This is a genomic window from Comamonas sp. DB36, from assembly GCF_057914905.1.
In genome coordinates, this window is record NZ_CP196632.1 from 487,753 (window position 1) to 513,337 (window position 25,585).

The following is a 25,585-nucleotide window of genomic DNA, read 5'->3' on the forward strand; positions in this document are numbered from 1 at the left end:
CATGAACGACAAGGCAACGAATTACGAGGCGAACATGGCGGGCGTAGCCGCCGTCGACAAGGCGATGCGCGTGGTGGTCGCGCTCGAGGCCGCGCGCGCGCCGCTGCGGCTGTCGGAGATCGCCGCGGCCACGGGGCTGTACAAGAGCGCGGTGCTCAGGCTGCTGGCCAGCCTGGAGAAATGCGGCCTGGTCGTGCGGCGCTCCGACAGCGCCTATTGCCTGGGCAATCTGGCGTTCCGGCTGGGGCGGGCGTTCGATGCGAGTTTTCGCTTTCGCGCGCATCTGCTGCCGCTGATGCAAAAGCTCGTCGATGCGGGCGCGCCCAGCCCGTCATTCCATATCGTCCACGACGAGCTCCGCCGGTTTTGCGTGCTGCGTCTCGACTCCAATCATTCGACGCTGGACCGCGTGCGCGAAGGCGATCTGCTGCCGCTGGCCGCGGGCGCAGCGGGCAAGGTGTTGCGCAAGCAGCCATCGGACTTCCTCACCGACCAATGGCCGTGGATACACCAGTCGCGCGGCGAGCGCGACCCCAGCTGCGGAGCATTGTCGGCGCCCATCATCGGGCCCGGCGATACCTTGCTGGGGGCGCTGTCGCTGTCGGGCCCGCTGGCGCAGTTCACCGATGCGTCGGTGGAATTCATGGCGCCGCTGCTGATCGAGGCCTGCCAGCTGGGCTCGCTGGCGCTGGGCGGGCGCGCGCGGCACGGCGCACAGGACATCTAGGCCGCCCGCCGCAGGCCCAAGCTTCATTGCATGGCGTCGTAACTCTGCGCGACGACGCAGCCAGTGGGCTGCACGCCGCCCATTGCCTGCGGCGTTTCTTCAATGACCAGAACGGCCATCTCGTGCGCGCACCAGGATCCGTAGGTGTCGAATTCAAATGCTGTCAGTTCGTCGGGCATAGCCATGTCTTCCTGGACGGCAGGGTGCTCGCGCGCGGTCTTGGACGGTCGGTTGGGCGAGAAATGGACGTGCAGCTGCATGTTCTCCAGTGACAGGCCATTTTCCAGCTCCTGCATATCGCACTCCAGAGGACTGTCGTTCAGGCCGCTTTGATCAAATCCGTAGAACGATTTATCGAGCAAGCCAAGCTCCCCGGCATCGCGCTCTACGTGCCCGTCAAAAGTGATGTTGGCAAAATTGCCCCGGTTTTCATCCGCGCTGTCGGAACAACTCCAGCTCCATTGGCTCAAGCGATCGCTGTCTTCGCTCTCAGCTGCTTGCTGATGCTGCAATTCGGACTCATGGGGGGCCGCGTGAGCGCTAGGCGTATTTTCGCCAGTGGGGATGCTGGGCGCGGCAGCCGTGAAAGGCGCGCGCGCGTCCTCGGGCTGCTCGTTGGAGTTGCGGGTCGCGGTGTCGGAAGCTCTTAACATGGGGATTGTGGGTAACGATTCGGATTGGAGACGCTGCGCAGCCATCCAGCACCGCAGCGTCGAACTTCTGACTAGATAAATGAGGGAATCTACGATAGTCAATGACTATTGTATATTCTGTGTTGATTGTTTTGTATGAGTTTGCGAGTTTTGCGCTTGCAAGGGGCCGGGGTCCCAGGTCGGCTTCTCCTACGCTGCTGTCGGACCGGTGACTACCCCGGGCCCGACGCGCAGGCATTAGCCTTGGGCTTGAAGTCATCCTGCTTCGGCACATTGAGGAATCCGCATGAATACACCCAATACCGCATCGAGCGTCATTTCTTCCGACAAGGTCAATGGCACCAATGTCTACAACCCCGCTGGCGAAAAGCTGGGCACCATCGACTCGCTGATGATCGACAAGATTTCGGGCCGCGTGCGCTACGCAGTGATGGAGTTCGGCGGCTTCCTGGGCATGGGCACGGACCGCTATCCCCTGCCTTGGGACACACTCAAATACGAGCCTGAAATGGGCGGCTATGTGGTCGCCGTCGAGAAGGCCCAGCTCGAAGGCGCGCCGCGCTACACGCGCGAAACCTCGCCCGACTACACCGACGAATACGGCCGCCGCGTCAATGACTACTACGGCACGCCTTACTTCTAAGGCCTGGCACCAAGAAAAAAGGGAGCCTTGGCTCCCTTTTTTTTGTTCCGCCAGGGCTTCAATGCGCCCCGCCGGCATCCGCCGCCGGCCCGCCGCGCGCCGGCCGCCTGGTCAGCCAGATCATGGCGATCAACATCAGAAACAGCATCGACGAACCCAGGAAGATATCGTCGGCGGCGCGCGTGAACGCCTGCTGGTTGATCAGCTGGTTGATCTGCGCCAGCGCCTGTGCCTGGCTCATTCCCGCGGCCTGCAGGTTCTGCAGCGTCAGGGCGAACGTGCCCTGGCCTTGAATGAGTCCTTCGGTCAGGTGGGCATGGTGCATGGTCGCGCGGTTGTCCCACAGCGTGGTCGCAATCGAGGTGCCCATGGCGCCGGCCGTGATGCGCACGAAGTTGCTCAGGCCCGCAGCCGCGGGAATGCGCTCGGGCGGCAGTCCGGCCAGCGTCAGCGTGGTCAGGGGAATGAAGAAGAACGCCATTGCGCCGCCCTGCAGCAGCGTGGGGATCAGGATGTGGATGAAATCCGTCTCGGTGGTGAAATGCGAACGCAGCCACAGCACCAGCGCGAACACGATGAACGCGCCCGTGGCCATCTTGCGCGGATCCCATTGCCCGACCTTCTTGCCGACCAGGGGCGTGAGCAGGATGGCGAAAATCCCCACGGGAGCGAGGGCCATGCCGGCCGAGGTGGCCGTGTAGCCCATCCACTGCTGCAGCCACAGCGGCAGCAGCACCACGTTGCCGAAGAACAGGCCGTAGGCAATCGACAGCGCCAGAGACCCGGCCGCAAAGTTGCGTCTTGCGAATAACCGCAGGTCGACCACCGGGTGGGCGTCGGTCAGCTCCCAGACGATGAACACCGCCAGGCCCACGACAGCCGCCACGGCCAGCGCGATGATTTCTCCCGAGGCAAACCAGTCGAGCTCCTTGCCCTTGTCGAGCATCAGTTGCAGCGCCCCGACCCACAGCACCAGCAGCGTGAGACCAATGGTGTCTATCGGCAGCTTGCGCGTGGGCGTCTCGCGCTGGCGGTAGATGCCCCAGGTCAGCGCCGCGGCAAACAGCCCCACGGGCACGTTGATGTAGAAGATCCAGGGCCAGGAGATGTTGTCGGTGATCCAGCCCCCGAGCAGCGGCCCGACAACGGGAGCGACCAGCGTCGTCACCCCCCATAGTGCCAGCGCCGTTCCGGCCATGGCCGTGGGGTAGCTCGAAAGCAGCAGCGTCTGCGACAGCGGAATCATGGGCCCGGCCACCAGCCCTTGCAGCACGCGGAAGAACACCAGCATTTCCAGCGAAGTCGCGAAGCCGCAAAGCCAGGAGGTCAGCACGAACAGCAGCACGCTCACGGTGAACAGGCGCACGGCGCCGAAGCGCTGGGTGAGCCAGCCGGTCAGCGGCACGGAGATCGCGTTGGCCACGCCGAAGCTGGTGATCACCCACGTGCCCTGGGTCGGGCTCACGCCCAGATCGCCCGAGATCGCGGGAATCGCCACATTGGCAATCGACGAGTCGAGCACGTTCATGAACGTGGCCAGCGACAGCGCCATGGTGCCCAGCAGCAGCGCCGGGCCATGCAGCGGCGACAGCCGCAAGGGCTGGACAGGCGCGCCTGGCGCGCGCGGGGCCGCCCCAGGGGCGGCGGTGGAGGAGGTACTCATGCGAATACTTCTTGCGCGCGATTACAGGCGGGCCGCGGGTGCGGCCGCGGTGTCCGGTGCCGCGACCGCGGGCAAGGCCTTGAGCGCCGGCAGCACTTCGCCGGCCACGATGCGCGCAATGCGCTCATCGGCCTCGGCCATGCCGGTGTCATAGACGGTGGTCGAGGACACGGGCGTGGTGCGCGGCACGCTTGACAGCATGGCGCCGGGCGCGCCGTCCTGGGCGCTGACATCGACCTTGGCTTCCATCGACAGGCCCACGCGCAGCGGATGGGTGGCGAGATCGGCCGGGTCCAGCGCGATGCGCACCGGCACGCGCTGCACCACCTTGATCCAGTTGCCCGTGGCGTTCTGCGCCGGCAGCAGCGCGAACGCCGCGCCCGTGCCCGCGCCCAGGCCCAGCACCTTGCCGTGGTAGGTGACCTTGTCGCCGTAGACGTCGGCCGTGAGTTCCGCGGGCTGGCCTATGCGCAGCTCGGCCAGCTGGCTTTCCTTGAAGTTGGCGTCCACCCACAGGTCGTTGAGCGCCACCACGGTCATGACCGGCGCGCCCGCGGCAATGCGCTGGCCCAGCTGCACGCCGCGCTTGGCGACATGGCCTTCGACGGGCGACAGCAGGCGCGTGCGCTGCAGCGCCAGATACGACTCGCGCACCTTGGCCGCAGCGCGCACCACGTTGGGGTGGTCCTGCTGGGAGCTGCCTTCGGTCTGGGCCTGGGCGGCGGTGAGCTGGGCGCGCGCGGCGCGCACCGCGGCCTGGGCCGCGCCCACGGCGTTGCGGTTGGCCGTGACCTGGGTCTGGGCGTGGTCGAACTCTTCCTTGCCCACCGCGCCGCTGGCCAGCAGCGGACGGCGGCGTTCCACGTCCTGCTGGGAGCGCGCGGCATCGGCCTCGAGGCGCTGCAGTTCGGCTTCGCGCAGCGCGACCTGGGCCTGCAGCGGCGCGTTGTTGGCGTAAAGCGCGCGCACTTCGCGCACGGTCTGCGCGAGCTGGGCCTCGGCCTGGGCCAGCGCGACCAGCGCATCGGCGGCGTCGAGCTGCACCAGCAGCTGGCCGGGGCGCACGAAGTCGGTGTCGTCGGCGCCTATGCTGACCACGGTGCCGCCGAGCTGGGGCGTGATCTGCACCACATTGCCCGCGGCATAGGCGTTGTCGGTGGTCTGGAAGTTGCGGCCATGGGCCCAGTGCCAGCCGCCCCAGGCGATGGCGGCGATGGCCACGGCGGCGGCGATCACCGTGAGGCCCTTGCGGCGGGCAGGAGGATTGCCGGCGGGCGTGGCCGCAGCGGGAGCTTGTTTTGGATCGGTCATGAGAGTCGGCGCTTTGTTATACGGTTGGGTTTTGCGTCCGGGGCAGCTGGCTGCCCGCTGGGAGTAAAGAGGGGGTTAGCGTTGGCTGACCTGCAGGTTCGCGGTGTCGTCGCTCCAGCCGCCGCCCAGGGCTTTCATGAGGGCGATGCGCGTGTCGAGCTGGCGTGCCTGCAGGTCCACGCCCAGGCGGCGCTGGGTGATGACCTGGCTTTCGGCGTTGAGCATGGTGATCTGGTTGCTCAGTCCCGCGCGGTAGCGCTGCAGCGCGAAGTCATAGGCCTGCTCGGCCTTGGCCACGGATTCGCTTTGCAGCGCCTGCTGGCGGCCCAGCGACTGCACCGAGGCAATCGCGTCGCCGGCTTCCTTGACGGCGTCGAGCACCGCGCCGTTGTATTGGGCAATTGCGGTGTCGCGCTCGGCTTCGCGCCCGCGCAACTGGGCGCGCAGGCGCGTGCCTTCGAAGATCGGCAGGCGCAGCGCCGGTGTCACGCCCATCTGGCGCGAACTGCCTTGCAGCAGCTGATCGAGGCCTATGGCGTTCAGGCCGACAAAAGCGCTGAGGCTGATGTCGGGGTAGAAATCGGCGCGCGCGCGCGCGATGTCCTGGCCCGCGGCTTCGACGCGCCAGCGCGCGGCAACGATGTCCGGGCGCCGGCCCAGCAGGTCCAGGCCCAGGGCCTGGGGCACGTCCTGCAGCGCAAGCTGGGTAAGCTGCGGCGCCAGCGTCTGCTGGGCTTCGGGCGCCTGGCCGCTGAGCACCGCGAGCGTGCGGCGCGCCAGCGTGATCTGCTCGGCCAGCATTTCAATCTGGGTGCGCGCATCGGGCAGGCCGGCCTGGGCCTGGGTCAGCTCGACCTGGCTGTCGAGACCGGCCTGGGTGCGCTGGTGGCTCAGGTCCAGCAGCTGCTGGCGCTGGTCCAGCGTGCGCTGGGCGACATCGCGCTGGGCCAGCAGCCGGGCCAGTGCCACATAGCTGCGCGCGACCTGGGCGGCAAGCTGGTTGGCGGCCGCGGCGCTGTCGGCCTGGGCGGCGCGCGCCTGGCCCAGCGCCGATTCGAGTTCGGCCGCATGCCGGCCAAAGAAATCGGGCGCCCAGCTCAGGCCCACCTGGGCGTTGCCGCTGTTGTAGGTGTTGCCGGCAATCGGCGCGGGCACCAGGCCGTTGGCGCTGTAATGCTGGCGCGTGGCGTCCAGGCCCAGCGTGGCATGCGGCTGGCTGGCGGTGCTGCTGGCCGTGGCCAGTGCGGCCGCGCGTTCGAAGCGCGCGCGGCTGGCGGCCAGGCTGGGGCTGCCTTGCAAGGCCTGGTCGATCAGCGCGTTCAGCCGCGGATCGCCCAGCGCGGTCCACCAGGTTGCTGTGGGCAGGCCCTGGGCCGGCGCCTGCGCGCTCAGGCCTGTGCCTTCGGGCGTGATCTGCGTGAGCGCGGCGCGATCCGGTCCGGGCAGGGCGCAGCCCGCGAGGGCCAGCGCGGCACTCAGGGCCAGCAGACGCTTGCCCGGCAATGAAGAAAGGAGATGCATGGTTGGAGGGAGAGTGGGAATGGGGGAAGTGCAGAAATTCAGCCGGCCTTGGACGGGGCCTGAGCGGCGCGCAGCGCCTCGCCGTTGTGCAGCATGCGCTGCAGCATGTCGATCAGCAGTCGGCATTCGTCGTGGCTGAAACCGCTGAGGTGGGCGTTGAGCACGCTGCTGAGCGCTTGCGGAACCTTGGCGGCAATCGCGTCTCCGGCCTCGGTCAGCACCAGATGCACCACGCGCCGGTCGCCGGTCGAGCGTTCGCGGCGCAGCATGCCCTTGGCTTCGAGCCGGTCCAGGGCGCGCGTCACCGCCGCCGGATCTATGCCCAGGTCGCGCGCCAGGTTGGCGCTGGTGGTGTCACTGCAGACCCGCAGCTTGTACAGCGGCAGCCATTGCACATAGGTCAGGTCATGCACCGCCAGTTCGGCATCGGCCTGCTGCAGGATGGAGCTGAGTACCCGCCGCATCAGAAAACCCACGCTTTCCTGGGGCTGGTAGGCACCTGCCTGGTAGAAATCGGAGGGCAGAGGCGGAATGGAGGTCATTGACTGCGATTTAATTGACTAGGCAACTATTGTCGTCAAAATCATTGGCGTCTGCAGGCATATGCAGGTCCCCAGGAGCACAAGAGGGTTTTTGAGTGCGGGATCTACAATCAAGCCATCGCAGCCTACCGACCGTTAGGAAGGTCTGCGTTTTAACCTGTTCATCGGCCGCGTGCCGCATCTGCTTTCATGACTGCGAATCCTTCGACCCCACCCAGCCGCTTCGGCTGGCCGTTTCTGTTTCTGCTGGCGATGATCACGGCGCTGGACGCCATGGCCATCGACATGTACCTGCCGGCCTTTCCCGCCGTGGCCCAGGAGCTGGGCGCGTCGGCGGGCAAGATCCAGCAGACGCTGTCGGTGTTTCTCGTCGGCCTGGCGCTGGGCCAGGGGCTTTACGGGCCGCTGCTGGACCGCTTCGGGCGGCGCTGGCCGCTGCTGATCGGCCTGGGGGTGTTTGTGCTGGGCTCGGTGCTGGCCGCGCTCGCGCCCAGCGTCGAGTGGCTGCTGTTCGCGCGCTTCCTGCAGGCGCTGGGCGCTGCCGCGGGCCTGGTCGCGCCGCGCGCCATCGTCTCGGACGTCTGCAGCGTGCAGGAGTCGGCACGCGTGTTCTCGGTGCTGATGCAGGTGATGATGATCGCGCCCATTTTGGCGCCGGTGGTCGGCAGCTATCTGCTGACCCACGGCGGCTGGCGCATGGTGTTCTGGACGCTGGCCGTGGTTGGCGCGCTGGGCGCGGCCTGGGGCCTGCGGGCGATTCCCGAAACGCTGGCGCGCGACAGGCGCGCGCCGCTGCATGCGCGCGCCATCCTGCGCGCCTATGCGCAGCAGTGCCGCGCGCCGGCGTTCATGGCCTATACGCTGGCCGGAGGTTTCATCCTGGGCGCGCTGTTCGTCTACATCAGCGTCTCGCCATTCGTGCTGATCGAGCACTTCGGCATGAGCCCCCAGCATTTCAGTTATTTCTTTGCCTCGAACGCGGTGGGCGTGGTGGTCGCCGGTCAGCTGAGCCTGTGGCTGATACAGCGCCTGAGCGAGCAGCGCGTGCTGCTGGCCGGCATCGCGGTGCACGCGTTTGCAGGCCTGCTGCTGCTGGTGCTGGTGCTGCTGGGGTGGGCCGGCCTGGGCGTTTATCTGGCGCTGCTGGGCCTGTCGGTCTGGCCGCTGGGCCTGGTGTTCGGCAATCTCACGGCGCTGACCATGGCCCAGGCCGGCGAGCAGGCCGGCGTGGCCTCGGCGCTGATGGGCTTGCTGCAGTATCTGATGGGCGCTGCCATAGGCGCCCTGGTGACGCTGGCCGCGCCAGGCCTCGTGCCGCTGCCGGCGGCCATCCTGGTCTGCGGCGCGCTCGCGGCGCTGTGCTGCTGGTGGGGCGGGCGGCGCAGCGTCAGCCCTGCGCCGGCCGCGCTGCCGTAGCCGCTTCAAACACTGCCCAGACCGCCTGCAGCCGGCGCGCGAATTTCGCCGGTCCGGCATAGGTCAGCTCGACCTGAAGGCAGTCGATCAGGCCCAGGCAGGTCTTGGTCAAAACTTCGGCGCTCAGCCCCTGGGTGTTCGGCACGAGGCTGGATTGGGTGATCGCGGCCAGCACGATGGCTTCGAGATCGTCCATGAACACATGCATCAGCGCCATGACCTGGTCATGCAGATGACCGGGCGGGGTGTAGAGCGCACGCATCCAGAACTGCACGCGAAACGAATCGTCATAGCGGACCTGGATGCTTTGCAGATAGGCGTGGATCTGCGCGCGTATGGCGCTGCCGCCGACCAGCACGCTGCGCGCATAGTCCAGTTCGGCCGTGACCATCAACGGAATCAGGCTCAGATAAAGCGCATCCTTGTTGCGGAAATGCGCATAGATCGACGGTTTCTTGATGCCCACATCGGCGGCGATTTCCGCCATCGAGGTGGCGTCGAAGCCCTGGCGCGCAAAGCGTGCAAGGGCTGCGTCCTGCAGGCGGGAGGCGGTCAGGGCAATGGTTTCCATCGCCGGGATTTTACGGCGCTATGCCCTGCGGTCGTTTGGCGCAGCAGGCCAGTGCGTTCGGCTGCGCGCCGCGTCAAGGCGCTAGAAGAACCTCTGCGCCTTGACCCACAGCCGCGGTCGTTTGTCCGGTGCACTCGTGGCCGCCGCGCTGCCCACGCGCCAGGCCAGCGCGGTCTCCATGGACCAGTCCCTGCCACTGCGCTGCAGTCCCAGGCCTGCGCCGCTGAGGCGGCGGTGGTTACTGCCGGCGTTCCAGGGGCGGTGCTGCAGCCTGACCTTGCCGCTGTCGGCAAAGCCGCTGAGCTGCCAGTCGCCGCCCAGCGCGTAGCGCAGCTCCAGTGTGGCCAGCAGGCCATGGTCGCCCGGGGCTTCGCCTTGCGGATAGGCGCGCACGCCGTAGGCGCCGCCCAGGCTCATCTTTTCCGAGGAGTCGAGATTCCCATCGGCGCGCTGCCCGTTGACGCGGCCATGCAGGCTCCACGGACCGCCCAGTGCCTGCCAGCGCGCCAGACTGGCGGTGATCATCTGGAAGCTCCCGGCGCTGCGCGCGGTCTGGGCATCGCGCTGCTGCTGCGCCACGTTGCCCAGGCGCAGCTGCCCGTGGACCCAGGCCAGGCTCCATTGATTGGTGGCGCGCCCGCCGAGGCTGTCCTGCCAGTTGCCGTCCAGCCCCAGCGTGGTGAGCTGCGAGTGCTTGCGTTCCTGGGTGTCGTACATCCCGATGTGGTCGGTCAGGCGCTTCTGGTCATATTGCAGCCGCGCATTGACGTTCGCGCTGCGACTGCGCAGCAGCGGCTGGGTGGCGTGGACGCTGGCCACCTTGGCGCTGCCATAGGCGTCGAGCACGCCGAACTCTTGGTCCAACGCATAGTCCAGATGCGACAGGCTGGCGCCTATGCGCGTGCTCCACGGCCCCACGGGCATCTGGTAGCCCAGCCGGTAGTTGTACAAATCCTCATTGCTGGCCAGCAGCTGCAGCTGGATCTGCTCGCCCAGGCCCAGTGCGCCGTCGAGCTGCAGGCTGGCGGACCCGCGCCAGGCCCCGGTGTAGCGGTTGCCGAAATTGTCCATGCCCAGCGCAGCGCCGACTACAGGCCCATCGTCGACCCTGACGACCAGATCGGAGCTGCCGAACCGGGCGCCGGGCTGCAGCGTTGCCTCGGCGCGAATGCCGGCGACATCGGCCAGCAGCAGCAGGCTGCTTTCCAGCGCATCGGCGCGCAGCAGGGCGCCCGCGTGCAGACCGGCCAGCGGCGCTTGCAGTACTGCGGACCGTTGACGCGAAGCATTTTCCAGCCTCACCTCACCGAGCCGTCCTTCGATCACCGCCACCCGCAGCAGGCCCGACTCCACGGTCTGGGCCGGCAGATAGGCATAGGCAAACGGATAGCCCCGTTCACGGTAGCGCCGGGTGATGGCCGCTATGCCGGCCTCGATGTCGGCCAGGGTCAGCGACTGGCCGATCAGCGGTGACAGCAGGGCCTGCAGTTCGGCGCTGGCGATGGCGGTATTGCCTTCGATGGCAAAGCGTCTAACTTCGACGGGCGGGCCGCCGCCCTGCATGGCTGCGGGCACATCGGGCAGGTGCAGATCGATGGGCGCCGGCGCGGGCAGGGTGGGGCGGCGCTGCTCCAGGCTTTCGAGCGCCCGGCCGGCGTCGGGCAGCGCCTGGCTGCCGGCTGTCGGCGGCAAGCCCAGCAGTGCGGTGGCCAGGGCGGTGGCAAGCGCAATGCGCATAGGTGAAGGCATGGCAATCGTGTACATGGGATGTGGACTCAGAAAGGCGCAGCGGCGCAGGCGCGACCGACCCCGGTGAAGATGGTCACCGGGCGGCTGTCGCGCTGCGCGGCATCGATGGCCAGGCCTCCAAGGTTCATGACCTGGGCGGACATGGGATAGCCATCGCTGAAGCATCCACTCGAGGGCGTGCTGGCTTCGGCGCGGACAATTTCGACCCGACTGGGATGGACGCCCGCGTAGATGTTCGTCAGGGCCGGGCCGATGGTGGGCTTTGCGGGATGGATGGCGGCCCAAGTGGACGCATTGTGTTCCAGGCGGTAATTGCCGCCATCCTCGCCGCCCAGCGTGGCGCTGACCCGTACCTCCTTGGTCGCGCCTGCCGCCGGATCAAGGAAGCTGCCCTGGGTTTGCAGGAGCACGCGGTCGCCCGCCAGCACTCCCGTCAGTGCGCCATGCGTGGTGGCGAGGGTGGTGCCGTCATGGGGCTTGTCATCGGCCGTGATGCCGGCGCGGATGTCCAGCCGGTCGATGCTGGCGATGGTGGTGTCGTTATGCACCAGCCGGTAGTTGCCGGCGTCGGCACCTGACAGCGTGCCGTTCACCTCGACGGTCTTGCCAAGGCCTGCATTTTTGTCAATGAAGCTGCCGCTGGTCGCCAGCGTGACCTGGTCCTCTCCCAGCAGGCCACCGAGCTGGCCGTGGGTGATGGCGGTCGTGCTGGCGTCATACGTCTTGCCTTCGGCGGTGATGATGGCGTTGACGGCCCGCGGGTCGATATCGGCGGTGGCGCTTGTGTGGTACAGCAGCACGTAGTTGCCGGAATCGGCACCGCTGAGTTCGCCGGTGACGGCCACCGCCTTGCCCTGGCCCGCATTCTTGTCCGCAAAGCGGCCGCTGGTGACCAGCGTGACCTGATCCTTGCCCAGGACGGCATGGCCCAGGTTGCCCTGCGTGGTGGCGTTGGTCAGGCCGTCGTAGGTCTTGTTGTCTGCGGTGATGGTGCCCTGGATGGCCAACCGGGCGATATCGGCCGTGGTCGTCTCGTTGTGCACCAGGCGGTAGTTGCCGGCGTCGGCACCTGACAGCGTGCCGTTCAGCTTGACGGTCTTGCCAAGGCCTGCATTTTTGTCGCTAAAGCTGCCGCTGGTCGCCAGCGTGACCTGGTCCTTTCCCAGCAGGCCGCCCAACTGGCCATGGGTGATGGCGGCCGTGGTGGCGTCATAGATCTTGCCATCTGCGGTAATGCTGGCTTCGACGGCCAACTGGTGAATATTGGCTTTAGCCACTGCGGTCGTATCGGCCAGCGTGTAATTGCGCGCGTCGGCGCCGCCCAGCGTGATGCCGGTGATATCGACGCGCTTGCCAACGTCGGCATTCTTGTCAACGAAGCTGCCGCTGGCGTCTGTCACGGTCAATACGTCGCCGAGGATCTTGCCGTTGAACACGCTGTTCTGGGTATTCAAGGTGGCGCCGGTGGTTCCGTCATAGGTCCGGTCATCGGCCTTGATGCCGCTGACGCTGGCGATGGTGGCCTTGGCGATATTGGCGGTGGCGGTTGCGGTCGTATCGGCCAGCGTGTAATTGCGCGCGTCGGCGCCGCCCAGCGTGATGCCGGTGATGTCGACGCGCTTGCCATTGTCGGCATTCTTGTCAACGAAGCTGCCGCTGGCGTCTGTCACGGTCAATACGTCGCCAAGGATTTTTCCGTTGAACACGCCGTTCTGGGTATTCAAGGTGGCGCCGGTGGTTCCGTCATAGCTCCGGTCATCGGCCGTGATGCCGCTGACGCTGGCGATGGTGGCCTTGGCGATATTGGCGGTGGCTTCTGCGGTGGTGGTTGTGAGCGTGTAATTGCGCGCGTCGGCGCCGCCCAGCGTGATGCCGGTGATATCGACGCGCTTGCCATTGTCGGCATTCTTGTCAACGAAGCTGCCGCTGGCGTCTGTCACGGTCAACACATCGCCGAGGATCTTGCCGTTGAACGCGCTGTTCTGGGTGTTCAAGGTGGCCCCGGTCGTTCCGTCATAGGTCCGATCCCCGGCGGTGATGCCGGTGACCTGGCTGATCTCCTTGGGGATGATGCGCAGGTTTGCAGCGGGTGCATAGCTGATGTCATAGCCCTGCTGGGTGGAGTAAAGCCCATCGATGGACAGGTTTGCGCCGCTGTAGTTGCCGACATTTTTTTCCGCGGCGGTGTAGCGTAACTCTCCCAGAAGCTGAGCGCTGTCGCCGACTTCGGGCCTGGCGTAATCGGCGATTGCATGAACATTGGTGCCGTCATAGGTACTCGTGACGTCATGGCCTATGGTCACTGCCGTCAGAAAGCTGCGCAGCAAGGGCGCTGTCTCGCCTTCATAGATACGCCAGACGGCGTTGCTGCCGCCTTGGTCGCTGATGTCCCAGTTCGCATAAGTCGCGAGCTGTTTCATTTGTGCCGAAGTCTTACCCAGGCCGCCGGCGCTGGTTTGCTGTCCGGTGGTCTCGGTGTTCCAGTAGGCGTTGCTGATGCTGCCGTGGCCGTCACCGCCGCCGACCAGTCCGCCTCGGCGGTCATTGCTGCCCGTCACGCTTCCCGTCGCGTAGGCATTGGTGATTCGTCCACTGCCTAGATATCCGACCAGACCGCCTGTGTAAATGGTGTCGCCTGTTACGCTGCCCGCTGCGTAGGCATTGCTGATGCTGCCGCTGCTTAAGCCGACCAGGCCACCCGTGGAAAAGTTGCCCGTGACGCTGCCCGCCGCGTAGGCATTGCTGATGTCGCCACCGCTTTGAGCACCAACCAAGCCGCCCGTGCGGTCAATTCCCGTCACGCTGCCCGTAGCGTAGGCGTTGCTGATGCTGCCGCCGTTTTGATAGCCGACCAGTGCTCCCGTATGCAGGCGTCCGATGGTGCTGCCTTCCACCAGGCCCACATTGCGCAGCACTGCGTTCTCGGCGTAGCCGAAAAGGCCCACCGCTTCCTCGTTTTGACGATGGATGGTCAATCTGTTAATGGTGTGGCCCAGCCCGTCGAACACTCCCGTGAAAGTGGACTGCGATGTGCCGAGGGGCGCAAAGCCCTTGCCGCCATTCCACCCCGCCGTGGCGCCGGCATCGATGTCCTTGCCCAGCAGATAGCGCCCGGACAAATTGTTCTGCACCGCCTGCAACTGATTCACATCGAGCACGGCGGTGTAGAGCACCGGGCGATTGTCAATCGTGATGGTGCCCGTAGGCAGGTCGTTCTTGTTGAATACCTGGTTGCCCGCCATGTTCAGCAGATAGGGCGTGGTCTGGCCATTGGCATTGCCCCAGACCGTGACGAAATCAAAGCCAGCCCATTTGCTGGTGTCAAACATCTGTGCGGTGGTCAGGCGCGTGCCATCGCTGGTTTGCTGACCGGTGGTCTCGGTGTTCCAGTAGGCGTAGCTGACGCTGCCGCCAAGTCTCAAGCCGATCAGACCGCGGGCATTGCTGTTGCCCCTCACGTTGCCTGTTGCGTAGACGCTGTTGATATCACCGTTTGTTTGCAAGCCGATCAGACCGCCAACATTGCTGCTCCCGGTCACGCTGCCGGTTGCGTAGGCGTTGATGATGCGGCTGGCGCTGTTGTTGCCGACCAAGCCGCCCACTTCACTGTCGCCCGTCACGCTGCCCGTTGCATAGGCGTTGCTGATCATGCCGTCGCCTAGAGCGCCGAGCAGGCCGCCCACGTAGCGTGCACCCGACACGCCGGCCGTTGCATAGGCGTTGCTGATGCGGCTGCCCTGGCTGTGCCCGACCAGGCCGCCCGTAACGTTGGTGCCCTTCACGCTGCCCGTTGCGTAGGCATTGCTGATGCTGCCTCCGATGTTGTAGCCGACTAAAGCACCTGTAGTTGTTGCTCCGATGATGCTGCCGTCCACCAGGCCAATATTGCGCAGCACTGCGTTATTCGTGTAGCTCAAAAGACCGACCGGGTCGATGGCAAGTGGACGATTGATGGTCAGTCGGCTGATGGTGTGGCCCAGGCCGTCAAATACGCCAGTGAACGGGGTGTTCGCTCCACCGATGGGCGCAAAGCCTTGTGCGGTAGAGGCCGTGGGACTCGCGTCGATGTCGCTGCCCAGCGCATATTTGCCGCCCAGATTTTGGATGTCCGATAGCTCGGACAGTGTATTGATGACCGTATAGCCGTGGCCGTTGACGCTCAGTCGGTCGGCGCCGCCGTTCTCGAAATCCACGCGCCCGCCGCCATTGACATTGACATTGCTGCCGACGACGGCGCTGGTGCCGGCGTTGCCTTGGGTGTCGCCGTAATTCAAGGCCAGCTTGCCGCTGCCCTGGACCGACATCACTGCATTGACGTTGATGTTGCGTTGGGCGTTCAGGCGCAGCGTGCTTTGCGTCCAGGTGATGGCATCGTTGATATGGATATCGCCTTGGCCGCCGGCCGTGCCCATGACGGCGGTCTCTATCGTGAAGTCGTCGTTGTGGTTCAGCGCATCTGATACTTGCTGGCCCGTCATGTTGCCGCCACTGCGCGCCACGGTGAAGTCATTCGGGTCGATCAGCCAGCTGCCGCTGCGGCCGTTGGCGGCCAGGGTCGTGACCTTGGCGCCATCTTCGATTTCGACGTGGGCACCACTGGTCTCGATGAAGCCGCCGTTGCCGCCTGCGGGCGCGCTCGCATCCAGCGTGCCCGCAACCCGCGTCGTGCCGCCTTCGAAGCCGCCCAGCAGCACAATCTTGCCTGCGCGGTTTTCCACGCTGCGGGCCCGCACCGTGCCGGTGTTGTTGACCACGGTCTGCAGTATCGCGTCGGTGGCCTTGGCGGTCATCAGCACGCTGCCGCCATCGGCTTCGATCAGTTGATGGTTTTCGGCCAGCGCATTGAGCGACGCTTGCTGCACCTGGACATTGAGCAGGCCGTCGCCCGCGAAGTCCAGCTTGACCTGATTGCCCGCGGCCAGCGCCACCGAGCCCAGGCGCGCGGCAATCGTGCCCTGGTTGTTGACGCTGCCGCCGAGCAGCGCGACGCCACCACCATCGGCCGCGGTGATGCGGCCCTGATTGCGCAGCGCGGCACCTTGCATGGCGCTGCCCTGGCCGCTGAACTGATAGTGGCCCTGGAGGAAATCGTTGTCGGCAATGTTCAGCGTCGAGGCCACCAGGCCGCCCACGTTCACATTTGCACCGGCGCCAAACAGCATGCCATTGGGATTGACCAGGAACACCCGGCCATTGGCCTGCAGCGTGCCATGGATGGCCGACGCATCGGCGCCCACGACGCGGTTCAGGGCCACCGCCGAAGCATCGGGCTGCTGGAACGTGACCTGGTGGCCGGCGCCGATGTTGAAGCTTTGCCAGTTCAAAATGGTCTTGTCGCTGGCCTGCTGAATCGTCATCTGCGGGCCGGCCTGGGTGATGGCGGCGTTGCCGCTGACCACCTGCCCGCCCTGGGGCAAGGCGGCCTGGGACCAGGCCGCTGCACTCCAGGCCATTGCCACGCCGGCAGCCAGTGCGGCAAAGCCTGGCCGTCGGTTCGCGCCGCGGCCGCGGGCGCGGCGTGGGGTGGCGCGGCTGCGACTGCGGCCCCGTTCGCTGGTGACATAAAAACGTCCAAGTGCACTGTTCCAGAGCACGCTATAGATGTGGTTCATGGCAGGCGTGACACGGCAGCCCGGGGCTGCGCGCCATCAAGGTAGTTGTGTGCGATGTAGGTAACGCCCCACACAACTTCGTTGCATTTTTTATGCAATCCGCCTATGCCCCGCAAGGGGGCGATGGCCGGCCTGGCCTATGCTGCGGCCGCTGGCCGCGCGCGCGCCAGCAGGTACTCGATGCAGGTGCGCACGGCGCGCGTCTGGTGGCGCTGGGGCATGTAGAGCATGTACATCTGCGTGCCGAAGATGCTCAGCCGCCAGTCGTCCAGCGTGGTCAGCACTTCGCCGCTGGCGACCGCGTCCTCGACCACGTAATCGGGCACCAGGCCCACGCCCAGGCCGGCAAGAATGCCCTGGCGCAGGAAGGGGAAGTGCTCGGAAATCAGCGTGGGTTCGAGCATCACTTCCTCGCGCAGCGCTCCCTGGTAGGCGCTCAGGCGCAGCTGGCGACCGACCACGCCCGCGGTGATCAAAGGCGCGGTGCGCAACGCCTCGAGTTCGGTGGGCAGGCCGTGGGCCGCGACATAGCCGCGCGAAGCGCAGGCGATATAGCGCACCTGGCCCAGGTCGCGCGCGACCAGCGTGGGCGGCGGCTCGGGCATCACGCGGATGGCGATGTCGATGTCCTCGCGTATCAGATCGTCGACGCGGTTCTCGAAGCGCACGTCGAGCACGATGAACGGATACAGCCGCTTGAAGTCGATCAGCCAGTCTGACATCACCAGCTGGCCGTAGCCGCTGGGCACGCTCAGGCCCACGCGGCCTTGCAGGCCCTGGCCCAGCGTGGTGATGGTTTCGCGCGCGGCGCGCATTTCGTTCTGGATGGCGAGGCCGTGCGCATAAAGGCGCAGGCCCACTTCGGTGGGCTCGACGCGGCGCGTGGTGCGGCGCACCAGCTGCGCGCCCACGGATTTCTCGAGCTGGTTCAGGTGGTAGCTGACGTTGGCGCGCGTCATCTTGAGGTTGCGCGCGGCCTGGCTCAGGTTGCCGGCATCGAGAATATCCACCAGCAGGGTCAGGGATTGGAGTTCCATGGAAAGCTTGTCAAATATTATTTGACAGTCTGTCAACCATCCATGTAATTGTCAAGATTGTTTGGCGTACCCACAATGGAGGTATTACTGTCAATCCCGGAGAACGTCCATGGGCGCTGCCCCTCACGCTTTAGCTGTCAACACGGCCCTTCACGGCGCCATTCTGGTGGTGACGATAGACAATCCTCCGGTCAACGCGCTGGGCCAGGTCGTGCGCCAGGGGCTGGTGACTGCCATGCAGCAGGCCGAAACCGATGACGCGGTGCGCGCCGTGCTGCTGGTGGGTGCGGGCAAGGCCTTCATCGCCGGCGCGGATATCCGCGAATTCGGCAAGCCGCCCGTGCCTCCTTCGCTGCCCGAAGCCTGTGCGGCTATCGAGAACTGCAGCAAGCCGGTGATCGCCGCCATCCATGGCGCGGCGCTGGGCGGTGGCCTGGAAGTGGCGATGTCGGCGCATTATCGCCTGGCCCTGCCGGGCGCCAGCCTGGGCCTGCCCGAAGTGCTGCTGGGCCTGCTGCCCGGCTCGGGCGGCACGCAGCGCGCGCCGCGCCTGATGGGCATCAAGCCCGCGACCGAACTGATGCTCGGCGGCAAGCCCATGAATGCCAAGGCCGCGCTGAAGGCCGGACTGGTGGACCGCCTGGCCGAAGGCACAGACGCCGTTGCCGCGGGCCTGGCCTATGCCAATGAACTGCTGGCGCAGAACGCGCCAGTGCGCCGCACGCGCGATATCGTGATCGCCGATCCCGCCGCCGCGCTGGCCGAACTCGAAGTGCTCAAGGCCGAAACCGCGAAGAAAAGCCGCGGCCTGTTCTCGCCGCTGAAGATCATTGAATGCGTGCAGGCTGCGGTGCAAAAGCCGTTTGACGAAGCCCTGGCCTTCGAGCGCGCGCAGTTCATCGAATGCGTGGCCAGCCCGCAGCGCGCCGGTCTGGTGCATGCGTTCTTTGCCGAACGCGAAGTCGCCAAGGTGCCCGAGGCCAAGCTGGCCGCGCCGCGCGCCTTCTCCACCATCGCCATCATCGGCGGCGGCACCATGGGCGCGGGCATCACCGTGTCGGCGCTGGACGCCGGCTTCAGCGTGACGATGATTGAACGCGACGCCGAGTCGATCGCGCGCGGCCGCAAGAATGTCGAGAAGGTCTACGACGGCCTGATCGCCAAGGGCCGCATGACGGCCGAAGCCAAGGCCGCCATCATGGCGCGCTATACGCCGTCGACCAGCTATGACGACATCGCCCAGGTCGACCTGGTGATCGAAGCGGTGTTCGAGGACCTTGAAGTCAAGAAGGCCGTGTTCCGCGAGCTCGACCGCGTCTGCAAGCCCGGCGCGGTGCTGGCCACCAACACCTCCTACCTGGACATCGAGGCGATTGCCGATGCCACCCAGCGTCCGCAGGACGTGATCGGCCTGCACTTCTTCAGCCCGGCCAACATCATGAAGCTGCTGGAGATCGTCGTGCCGTCCAAGGTCAGCGCCGACGTGGTGGCCACGGCCTTCGAGCTGGCCAAGAAGATGAAAAAAGTGCCGGTGCGCGCCGGCGTCTGCGACGGCTTCATCGGCAACCGCATCCTGGCCGTGTACAAGCAGGCCGCCGACTACCTGATGGAAGACGGTGCCAGCCCCTACGAGATCGACGCCGCCGTGCGTTCGTTCGGCTACCCCATGGGCCCGTTCCAGGTGACGGATCTTGCCGGTGGCGACATCGGCTGGGCCACGCGCAAGCGCCGCGCGGCGACGCGCAACCCTGAGGCGCGCTACGTGGAAATTGCCGACCGCATCTGCGAGCGCGGCTGGTTCGGCCAGAAGACCGGCCGCGGCTTCTACCTCTACCCCGAGGGCGCGCGCGTGGGTCAGCCCGACCCCGAAGTGCTGGCCATCGTCGATGCCGAGCGCCAGAAGAAGGGCGTGACGCCGCGTTCGTTCACCCAGGAGGAAATCCTGCGCCGCTACATGGCGGCCATGGTCAACGAAGGCGCGAAGGTGGTGGAGGAGGGCATTGCGCTGCGTCCGCTGGATGTCGACGTGACCTTCATGTCGGGCTATGGTTTCCCGCGCCACCGCGGCGGCCCGATGAAGTGGGCCGACATGGAAGGCCTGCCCAAGATCCTGGCCGACATCGAGTCCTTTGCCAAGGAAGACCCGCTGTTCTGGCAGCCCGCGCCCTTGCTGGTGCGCTTGGTCAAAGAGGGCAAGGGCTTTGATAGTTTGAACCAGGCGCAGTGAGGGGGCTTTCACGCCCCTTCGCCCATCGCGCCCCCCGCCGTTCGCCCTGAGCCTGTCGAAGGGTGAACGTCCTGCGCTCATGGCATGAGGGCAGGCCGTTCATGGTTCGACCGGGCCGCGCAGGCAAGCTCACTACGAACGGTTGTCTATTCCAAATTAGAGCCAGCGCTGCGCCGCCCACCGGGCCCCGCGCAGACGCCAGCCAGCCAGCCAGCCAGCCAACTTAACAGAGACAACACCATGCGTGAAGCAGTCATCGTATCCACCGCCCGCACTCCGCTGGCCAAGTCGCATCGCGGCGAGTTCAATGTCACGCCGGCAGCGCAGCTGGCCGCGTTTTCGGTCCAGGCCGCCGTCGAGCGCTCGGGCGTAGATCCAGAAAGGTTCGAGGACCTGGTGCTGGGCTGCGGCAATCCCGACGGCTTCCAGGGCCGCAACCTGGGCCGTCAGACCGCGCTGCGCGCCGGCCTGCCGCTGTCGGTTGCCGGCATGACCGTGGCGCGCTACTGCGCCTCGGGCCTGCAGTCGATAGCGATTGCCGCCGGCCGCATCGTGGCCGAAGGCGTTCCGGCCATGATTGCCGGCGGCGTCGAGACCATTTCCGGCCTGCGTCCGGGCAACAACCTGGCCAGCGACATCGACCCCTGGCTGCTCGAGCACAAGCCCGATCTGTACATGGCGATGATAGACACCGCCGACATCGTTGCGCGGCGCTACGGCATCAGCCGCGAAGACCAGGATCTGTTTTCGCTGCAAAGCCAGCAGCGCACGGCAGCGGCCCAGGAAAAAGGCCTGTTTGCCGACGAGATCATTGCCTGCGCCACGCGCATGGCCGAGAAGAACAAGGAAACCGGCGAAGTCACGCTGCGCGATGTGATCGCGACCAAGGACAACTGCAACCGCCCGAGCACCACGCTCGAAGGCCTGGCCAAGCTCGAGCCCGTCAAGGGCCCGGGTCAGTTCGTCACCGCGGGCAACGCCTCGCAGCTGTCCGATGGCTCGTCGGCCAGCGTGCTGATGGAGGCCAGGGAGGCCGAGCGCCTGGGCCTGCAGCCGCTGGGCGCGTTCCGCGGCTTTGCGGTCGCGGGCTGCGAGCCCGATGAAATGGGCATTGGCCCGGTGTTTGCCGTGCCCAAGCTGCTGGCGCGCCACGGCCTCAAGGTCGAGGACATCGGTCTGTGGGAAATGAACGAAGCCTTTGCCTCGCAGGCGCTGTACTGCCAGCGCACGCTGGGCATTCCTTCCGAGCTGTTGAACGTCAACGGCGGCGCGATCTCCATCGGCCATCCGTTTGGCATGACGGGCGCACGCCTGGTCGGCCACCTGCTGCTCGAAGGCCGTCGCCGCAAGGCCAAGTACGGCGTGGTGACGATGTGCATTGCCGGCGGCATGGGCGCAGCAGGCCTGTTCGAAATTTACTGAGAAAACCAATGGATCTGAATTTCACCCCTGAAGAGCTGGCGTTTCGCACCGAAGTGCAGGAATTCCTGCGCGACAAGCTGCCCGCCGCGCTGGCGGCCAAGGTCAAGGCCGGCCAGCGCCTGAGCCGCGAAGACCAGTCCGAATGGCATGCGATCCTCAACGAGCGCGGCTGGTTTGCCAACCACTGGCCCGAGGAACATGGCGGCCCGGGCTGGACGCCGGTGCAGAAGTTCATCTTCGACCACGAGTGCGCGCTCGCCGGCGGCCCGCGCATCGTGCCCTTTGGCGTCAACATGCTGGGCCCGGTGCTGATCAAGTACGGCAACGAGGCGCAGAAGAACTACTGGCTGCCGCGCATCCTCAGCGGCGAGGACTGGTGGTGCCAGGGCTATTCGGAGCCCGGTGCGGGCTCCGATCTGGCGTCCGTCAAGACCACGGCCGAGGCCGGTGTCGACGCCCAGGGCGCGCATTACATCGTCAACGGCCAGAAGACCTGGACCACCCAGGGCCAGCACGCCAACATGATCTTCTGCCTGGTGCGCACCGACAAGCAGGCGCGGCCGCAGTCGGGCATCAGCTTCCTGCTGGTCGACATGAACACCCCGGGCGTCGAGATCCGCCCCATCCGCACGCTGGACGGCGACCGCGAAGTCAACGAAGTGTTCTTCACCAACGTGCGCGTTCCCGCCGAGAACCTGGTGGGCGAGGAAAACAAGGGCTGGACCTATGCCAAGTACCTGCTGACCTATGAGCGCACCGGCATTGCGGGCGTGGGCTTCTCGGTGGCCGGGCTGGAAAAGCTCAAGGCCATTGCCAGCCGCGTGCAGCGCAACGGCAAGCCGCTGGACCAGGACCCGCAGTTCGCCCAGCGTCTGGCCAAGGTCGAGATCGACCTGGAGAACATGAAGACCACCAACCTGCGCGTGATCGCGGCCGTGGCCGGCGGCGGTGTTCCGGGCGCGGAAAGCTCCATGCTCAAGATCCGCGGCACCGAGATCCGCCAGGAAATCCTGTCGCTGATACGCCGTGCCATGGGCCCGTACGCGCTGCCGTTCACCGAGGAGGCGCAGTACTCGGACTATGCGGGCGAGAGCGTGGGCCCCAAGGAAGCGGCCACGGCCGCGGCCAACTACTTCAACTACCGCAAGCTGTCGATCTTCGGCGGCTCCAATGAAATCCAGAAGAACATCATCTCCAAGATGATCCTGGGCCTGTGAGGCTGGCGCGATGAATTTTGAACATACCGAAGACCGCCGCATGCTGGCGGACACGCTCAACCGCTTTGTCTCCGAGCAATACGGTTTCGAGACCCGCAATGCGATTGCCTATGGCGACGTGGGCATGGCGCCCGCGCTGTGGAGCCAGTTCGCCGAACTCGGCGCGATTGGCGCGCTGTTCACCGAGGCCGATGGCGGATTTGGCGGCGCAGGCTTCGACATTGCCGTGGTGTTCGAGGCCCTGGGCCGCGGCCTGGTGGTCGAGCCTTTCCTGGGCGCGCTGATGGTCGGGCGCGCGCTGGCCGCCGCCGGCACGCCGGCGCAAAAGGCGCTGATTGCCAATCTGGTGGACGGCAGCACGGTTGCCGCGCTGGCGCACGACGAGCCGGCCAGCCATTACGAGTTGAACCGCGTCGCCACGCGCGCCGAGCGCAGCGCAGGCGGCTGGACGCTGTCGGGCGCCAAGGCCGTGGTGCTGCAGGGCGATCATGCGAACTTGCTGCTGGTGTCGGCGCGCACCGCCGGTGAAGTCGACAGCGAGAACGGCATTTCGCTGTTTCTCGTTCCCGCCGACGCCGCGGGCGTGGGCCGCCGCGGCATGGGCCGCATGGACGGCGGCCGCGTCGCCGAGATCACGCTCGACAAGGTGCAAGTCGGCGCCGACGCGCTGCTGGGCCAGGAGGGCCAGGGCCTGGCGACGCTGGAGATCGCCGTCGGCGCGGGCGTGCTGGCGCTGTGCGCCGAAGCCGTGGGCGCGATGGAAGTCGCCAAGCGCGACACGCTCGAATACCTGCAGACGCGCAAGCAGTTCGGCGTGGCCATCGGCAGCTTCCAGGCCTTGCAGCACCGCATGGCCGATCTGCTGCTGGAAATCGAGCAGTCGCGCTCGGCGGTGATCAATGCCGCGGCGGCGCTTGACGGCGACCGCCTGACGCGCGAACGCGCGCTGTCGGCCGCCAAGGTGACGATTGGCCGCATTGGCGCGCTGGTTGCCGAGGAAAGCATACAAATGCACGGCGGCATAGGCATGACCTGGGAATTGCCGTTGTCGCACTATGCCAAGCGCCTGGTGATGATCGATCACGAACTGGGCGACGAAGACCACCATCTGGCGCGCTTCATGGCGCTGGGCCGGGAGACTGCGCAATGAGCAACGAACAAAACACCGCGCTGATCACCCGCCGCGAAGGCGCGGTGCTGGTGCTGAGCAACAACAATCCGGCGGCGCGCAATGCGCTGTCGCCGGCGTTCTACCTGGCGCTGACGCAAGCGCTGCACGATGCGAAGAACGACCCCAGCGTGGGCGCCATCGTGCTGACCGGCGAAGGCGGGCATTTCTGCGCCGGCGGCGATCTGCGCCAGCTGGTCAAGCGGCGCGAACTGTCGGTGGCCGAGCGGCGCGAAAAGCTCGAAGGCCTGCATGACCTGATTCGCGCCGTGCGCGCCTGCCCCAAGCCGGTGATTGCCGCCGTCGAAGGCGCGGCCGCCGGTGCGGGCGTGTCGCTGGCCCTGGCCTGCGACATGCTGGTGGCGGCGCGCAATGCGGCGTTCTCCGTGGCCTATGTGAAGATCGGTCTCACGCCCGATGGCGGCGCGACGGCTTTTCTCGCGCAGTTCGTCTCGCGCCAGCTGCTGACCGAGCTGTGCCTCACGGGTGAGCGGGTGTCGGGCGAGCGCCTGCATGCGCTGGGTGCGGTCAACCGCCTGGCCGAGCCCGGCGAAGCGCTGGCCCAGGCGATTGCGCTGGCCCAGCAACTGGCCTCGGGGCCCGATGAAGCCATGGGCAACATCAAGGCGCTGTGCCACGCCGCCTACGACAACACGCTGGAGCAGCAGCTCGAGCAGGAAGCGCAGTTCATGGTGCACGCCCAGGCCAGCGAGGAGTCGCGCGAAGGCATGGCGGCCTTTCTCGAAAAACGCCCGGCCGATTACACGCAACTGCGCCAGCCGCGCGGCTAGCAGCAGCGGCAAGGAGACAACATTGAGCGACAACAACAACACCTCACCCGCCGACGACAGCACCGATTTCCCGCTCGAAGGCGTGCGCGTGCTCGATCTGTCGCGCGTGTTTGCAGGCCCTATGTGCGGCATGGTGCTGGCCGACTTCGGCGCTGAAGTCATCAAGGTCGAACACCCCGAGCGCGGCGACGACACGCGCGACTGGGGCATTCGCATCGGCAAGACCGAGACCACCTACTACAGCGCGATGAACCGCAACAAGCGCTCGGTCACGGTCGATCTGCAAAGCCCTGAAGGCATCAAGATCATCCATGATCTGCTGCCCCAGTGCGACGTGGTGCTGCACAACTTCAAGACCGGCGGCGCCGAGAAGCTGGGCCTGGGCTACGAGCAACTCAAGGCGCTCAAGCCCGGCCTGATCTACTGCGCGATTGCCGGCTACGACACCTCGGGCCCCGAGGCCAAGCGGCCCGGCTACGATCTGGTGATACAGGGCGAGGCCGGGCTGATGGCGCTCAACGGCGAAGCCCAGCAGCCGCCGCTCAAGTTCGGCGTGGCCGTGGTCGATCTGATGACCGGCATGTACGCGGCCCAGGCGGTGCTCGCCGCACTGTTCCGGCGCGAGCGCACGGGCAAGGGGCGGCTGATCGAGATGGCACTGTATGACTGCGGTCTCACGGTGACCGGCTACTACGGCCTTGACGCCATGCAGCTGGGCCGCGACCCGCAGCGCTATGGCAATTCGCACCCGTCGATCGTGCCCTACGGCATGTTCGAGGCCGCCGACGGTCCGTTGATCATTGCCGTGGGCAACAACCAGCAATTCGAGCGCTTTTGTCGCGATGTGGTGCAGCGCCCCGACATCCTTGAAGACGCGAAGTTCGCGACCAATGTCGAGCGTTCCAAGAACCGCCCGGCACTGCTGCCGCTGCTCACCGAGCTGATACGCGCCGAGACGCGCGATGTGCTGATCGAGCGCATGTCGCGCTTCGGAATTCCTTGCGGCCGGGTCTCGGGCCTGCACGAGGCATTGACCAGCGAGCGCACGCGCCGCGGCGGCCTGTTGCAGGAAATGCCCCATCCCGTGGCCGGCACCACCCATGTGTTTGCGCCGCCGTATCGGCTCGACGGCAAGCGCCTGCCGATACGCAATGCCCCGCCCACGTTGGGCGAGGGCACGAAGGACGTGCTGCAGCAACTGCTGCAGCTGTCCGAGCAAGAGCTGCAGGCGCTGCAGGCCAAGGGCGTGCTGACGCTGCCCGGCGCCTGAGACCATCCATCCCGCGGCCGGGTGCCGCGGGACACAGCTACAAAG

General features: G+C 66.3%; 18 protein-coding genes. 9 read left to right on the top strand and 9 right to left on the bottom strand.

Annotated elements, in window-relative coordinates; all coding sequences use genetic code 11:
• The first annotated feature begins 1 nt into the window (after position 1).
• Positions 2–727, top strand: a complete 726-nt coding sequence (locus tag ACSVDO_RS23235) for an IclR family transcriptional regulator (RefSeq protein WP_489596608.1) — start codon at positions 2–4, stop codon at positions 725–727.
• Between the two features lie 23 nt (positions 728–750).
• Here the strand turns inward: ACSVDO_RS23235 and ACSVDO_RS23240 are convergent, their stop codons facing one another.
• A complete protein-coding gene (locus ACSVDO_RS23240; RefSeq protein ID WP_489596609.1) occupies positions 751–1,380 on the bottom strand; it encodes a hypothetical protein in 630 nt (209 codons plus the stop codon).
• 286 nt (positions 1,381–1,666) lie between these two features.
• Between ACSVDO_RS23240 and ACSVDO_RS23245 the strand changes: the two genes are divergently transcribed.
• Positions 1,667–2,023, top strand: coding sequence for a PRC-barrel domain-containing protein (locus ACSVDO_RS23245; protein WP_332547529.1), 357 nt, complete (start codon positions 1,667–1,669; stop codon positions 2,021–2,023).
• Positions 2,024–2,081: 58 nt separating this feature from the next.
• Here the strand turns inward: ACSVDO_RS23245 and ACSVDO_RS23250 are convergent, their stop codons facing one another.
• From ACSVDO_RS23250 to ACSVDO_RS23265, 4 genes are all read right to left on the bottom strand, one after another.
• Entirely contained in the window at positions 2,082–3,686 is a 1,605-nt protein-coding gene (locus tag ACSVDO_RS23250; RefSeq protein ID WP_489596612.1) for a DHA2 family efflux MFS transporter permease subunit, read from the bottom strand.
• A gap of 21 nt (positions 3,687–3,707) precedes the next feature.
• Entirely contained in the window at positions 3,708–4,997 is a 1,290-nt protein-coding gene (locus tag ACSVDO_RS23255; protein ID WP_489596613.1) for an EmrA/EmrK family multidrug efflux transporter periplasmic adaptor subunit, read from the bottom strand.
• Positions 4,998–5,072: 75 nt separating this feature from the next.
• Complete coding sequence (locus ACSVDO_RS23260; RefSeq protein WP_489596615.1) at positions 5,073–6,518, bottom strand: efflux transporter outer membrane subunit; 1,446 nt, start codon at positions 6,516–6,518, stop codon at positions 5,073–5,075.
• A 38-nt stretch (positions 6,519–6,556) separates the two neighbouring features.
• A complete protein-coding gene (locus ACSVDO_RS23265; RefSeq protein ID WP_489596617.1) occupies positions 6,557–7,060 on the bottom strand; it encodes a MarR family winged helix-turn-helix transcriptional regulator in 504 nt (167 codons plus the stop codon).
• Between the two features lie 189 nt (positions 7,061–7,249).
• Here ACSVDO_RS23265 and ACSVDO_RS23270 point away from each other — a divergent pair, with 189 nt between their 5' ends.
• On the top strand, positions 7,250–8,476 hold the full coding sequence (locus ACSVDO_RS23270) for a multidrug effflux MFS transporter (RefSeq protein ID WP_489596618.1): 1,227 nt from the start codon (positions 7,250–7,252) through the stop codon (positions 8,474–8,476).
• On the opposite strand, the gene ACSVDO_RS23275 is transcribed toward ACSVDO_RS23270, so the two are convergent.
• The 4 genes from ACSVDO_RS23275 to ACSVDO_RS23290 form a co-directional block, all read right to left on the bottom strand.
• Positions 8,448–9,032: a TetR/AcrR family transcriptional regulator gene (locus ACSVDO_RS23275; RefSeq protein WP_489597392.1), complete on the bottom strand. Its 585-nt coding sequence runs from the start codon at positions 9,030–9,032 to the stop codon at positions 8,448–8,450. The genes ACSVDO_RS23270 and ACSVDO_RS23275 overlap by 29 nt on opposite strands.
• Positions 9,033–9,128: 96 nt before the next feature.
• Positions 9,129–10,811, bottom strand: coding sequence for a ShlB/FhaC/HecB family hemolysin secretion/activation protein (locus ACSVDO_RS23280; RefSeq protein WP_489596620.1), 1,683 nt, complete (start codon positions 10,809–10,811; stop codon positions 9,129–9,131).
• Positions 10,812–10,822: 11 nt separating this feature from the next.
• Positions 10,823–16,408, bottom strand: coding sequence for a YDG domain-containing protein (locus ACSVDO_RS23285; RefSeq protein ID WP_489596622.1), 5,586 nt, complete (start codon positions 16,406–16,408; stop codon positions 10,823–10,825).
• Positions 16,409–16,545: 137 nt separating this feature from the next.
• Positions 16,546–17,445 carry a LysR family transcriptional regulator gene (locus ACSVDO_RS23290; protein WP_489596624.1) on the bottom strand — a complete coding sequence of 300 codons (900 nt, stop codon included), beginning with the start codon at positions 17,443–17,445 and terminating at the stop codon, positions 16,546–16,548.
• A gap of 109 nt (positions 17,446–17,554) precedes the next feature.
• Here ACSVDO_RS23290 and ACSVDO_RS23295 point away from each other — a divergent pair, with 109 nt between their 5' ends.
• From ACSVDO_RS23295 to ACSVDO_RS23320, 6 genes are all read left to right on the top strand, one after another.
• Positions 17,555–19,672, top strand: coding sequence for a 3-hydroxyacyl-CoA dehydrogenase NAD-binding domain-containing protein (locus ACSVDO_RS23295; protein ID WP_489596625.1), 2,118 nt, complete (start codon positions 17,555–17,557; stop codon positions 19,670–19,672).
• Positions 19,673–19,912: 240 nt separating this feature from the next.
• On the top strand, positions 19,913–21,094 hold the full coding sequence (locus ACSVDO_RS23300) for an acetyl-CoA C-acyltransferase (protein WP_489596627.1): 1,182 nt from the start codon (positions 19,913–19,915) through the stop codon (positions 21,092–21,094).
• An 8-nt stretch (positions 21,095–21,102) separates the two neighbouring features.
• Positions 21,103–22,311 (top strand): acyl-CoA dehydrogenase family protein, encoded by a 1,209-nt coding sequence (locus ACSVDO_RS23305; protein WP_489596628.1) that lies wholly within the window; start codon positions 21,103–21,105, stop codon positions 22,309–22,311.
• A 10-nt stretch (positions 22,312–22,321) separates the two neighbouring features.
• On the top strand, positions 22,322–23,461 hold the full coding sequence (locus tag ACSVDO_RS23310) for an acyl-CoA dehydrogenase family protein (protein WP_489596629.1): 1,140 nt from the start codon (positions 22,322–22,324) through the stop codon (positions 23,459–23,461).
• Positions 23,458–24,270, top strand: coding sequence for an oxepin-CoA hydrolase, alternative type (locus tag ACSVDO_RS23315; protein ID WP_489596631.1), 813 nt, complete (start codon positions 23,458–23,460; stop codon positions 24,268–24,270). Before ACSVDO_RS23310 ends, ACSVDO_RS23315 begins: the two co-directional genes overlap by 4 nt.
• A 22-nt stretch (positions 24,271–24,292) precedes the next feature.
• Positions 24,293–25,540, top strand: a complete 1,248-nt coding sequence (locus tag ACSVDO_RS23320) for a CaiB/BaiF CoA transferase family protein (protein ID WP_332540215.1) — start codon at positions 24,293–24,295, stop codon at positions 25,538–25,540.
• The last annotated feature ends 45 nt before the right edge of the window (positions 25,541–25,585 follow it).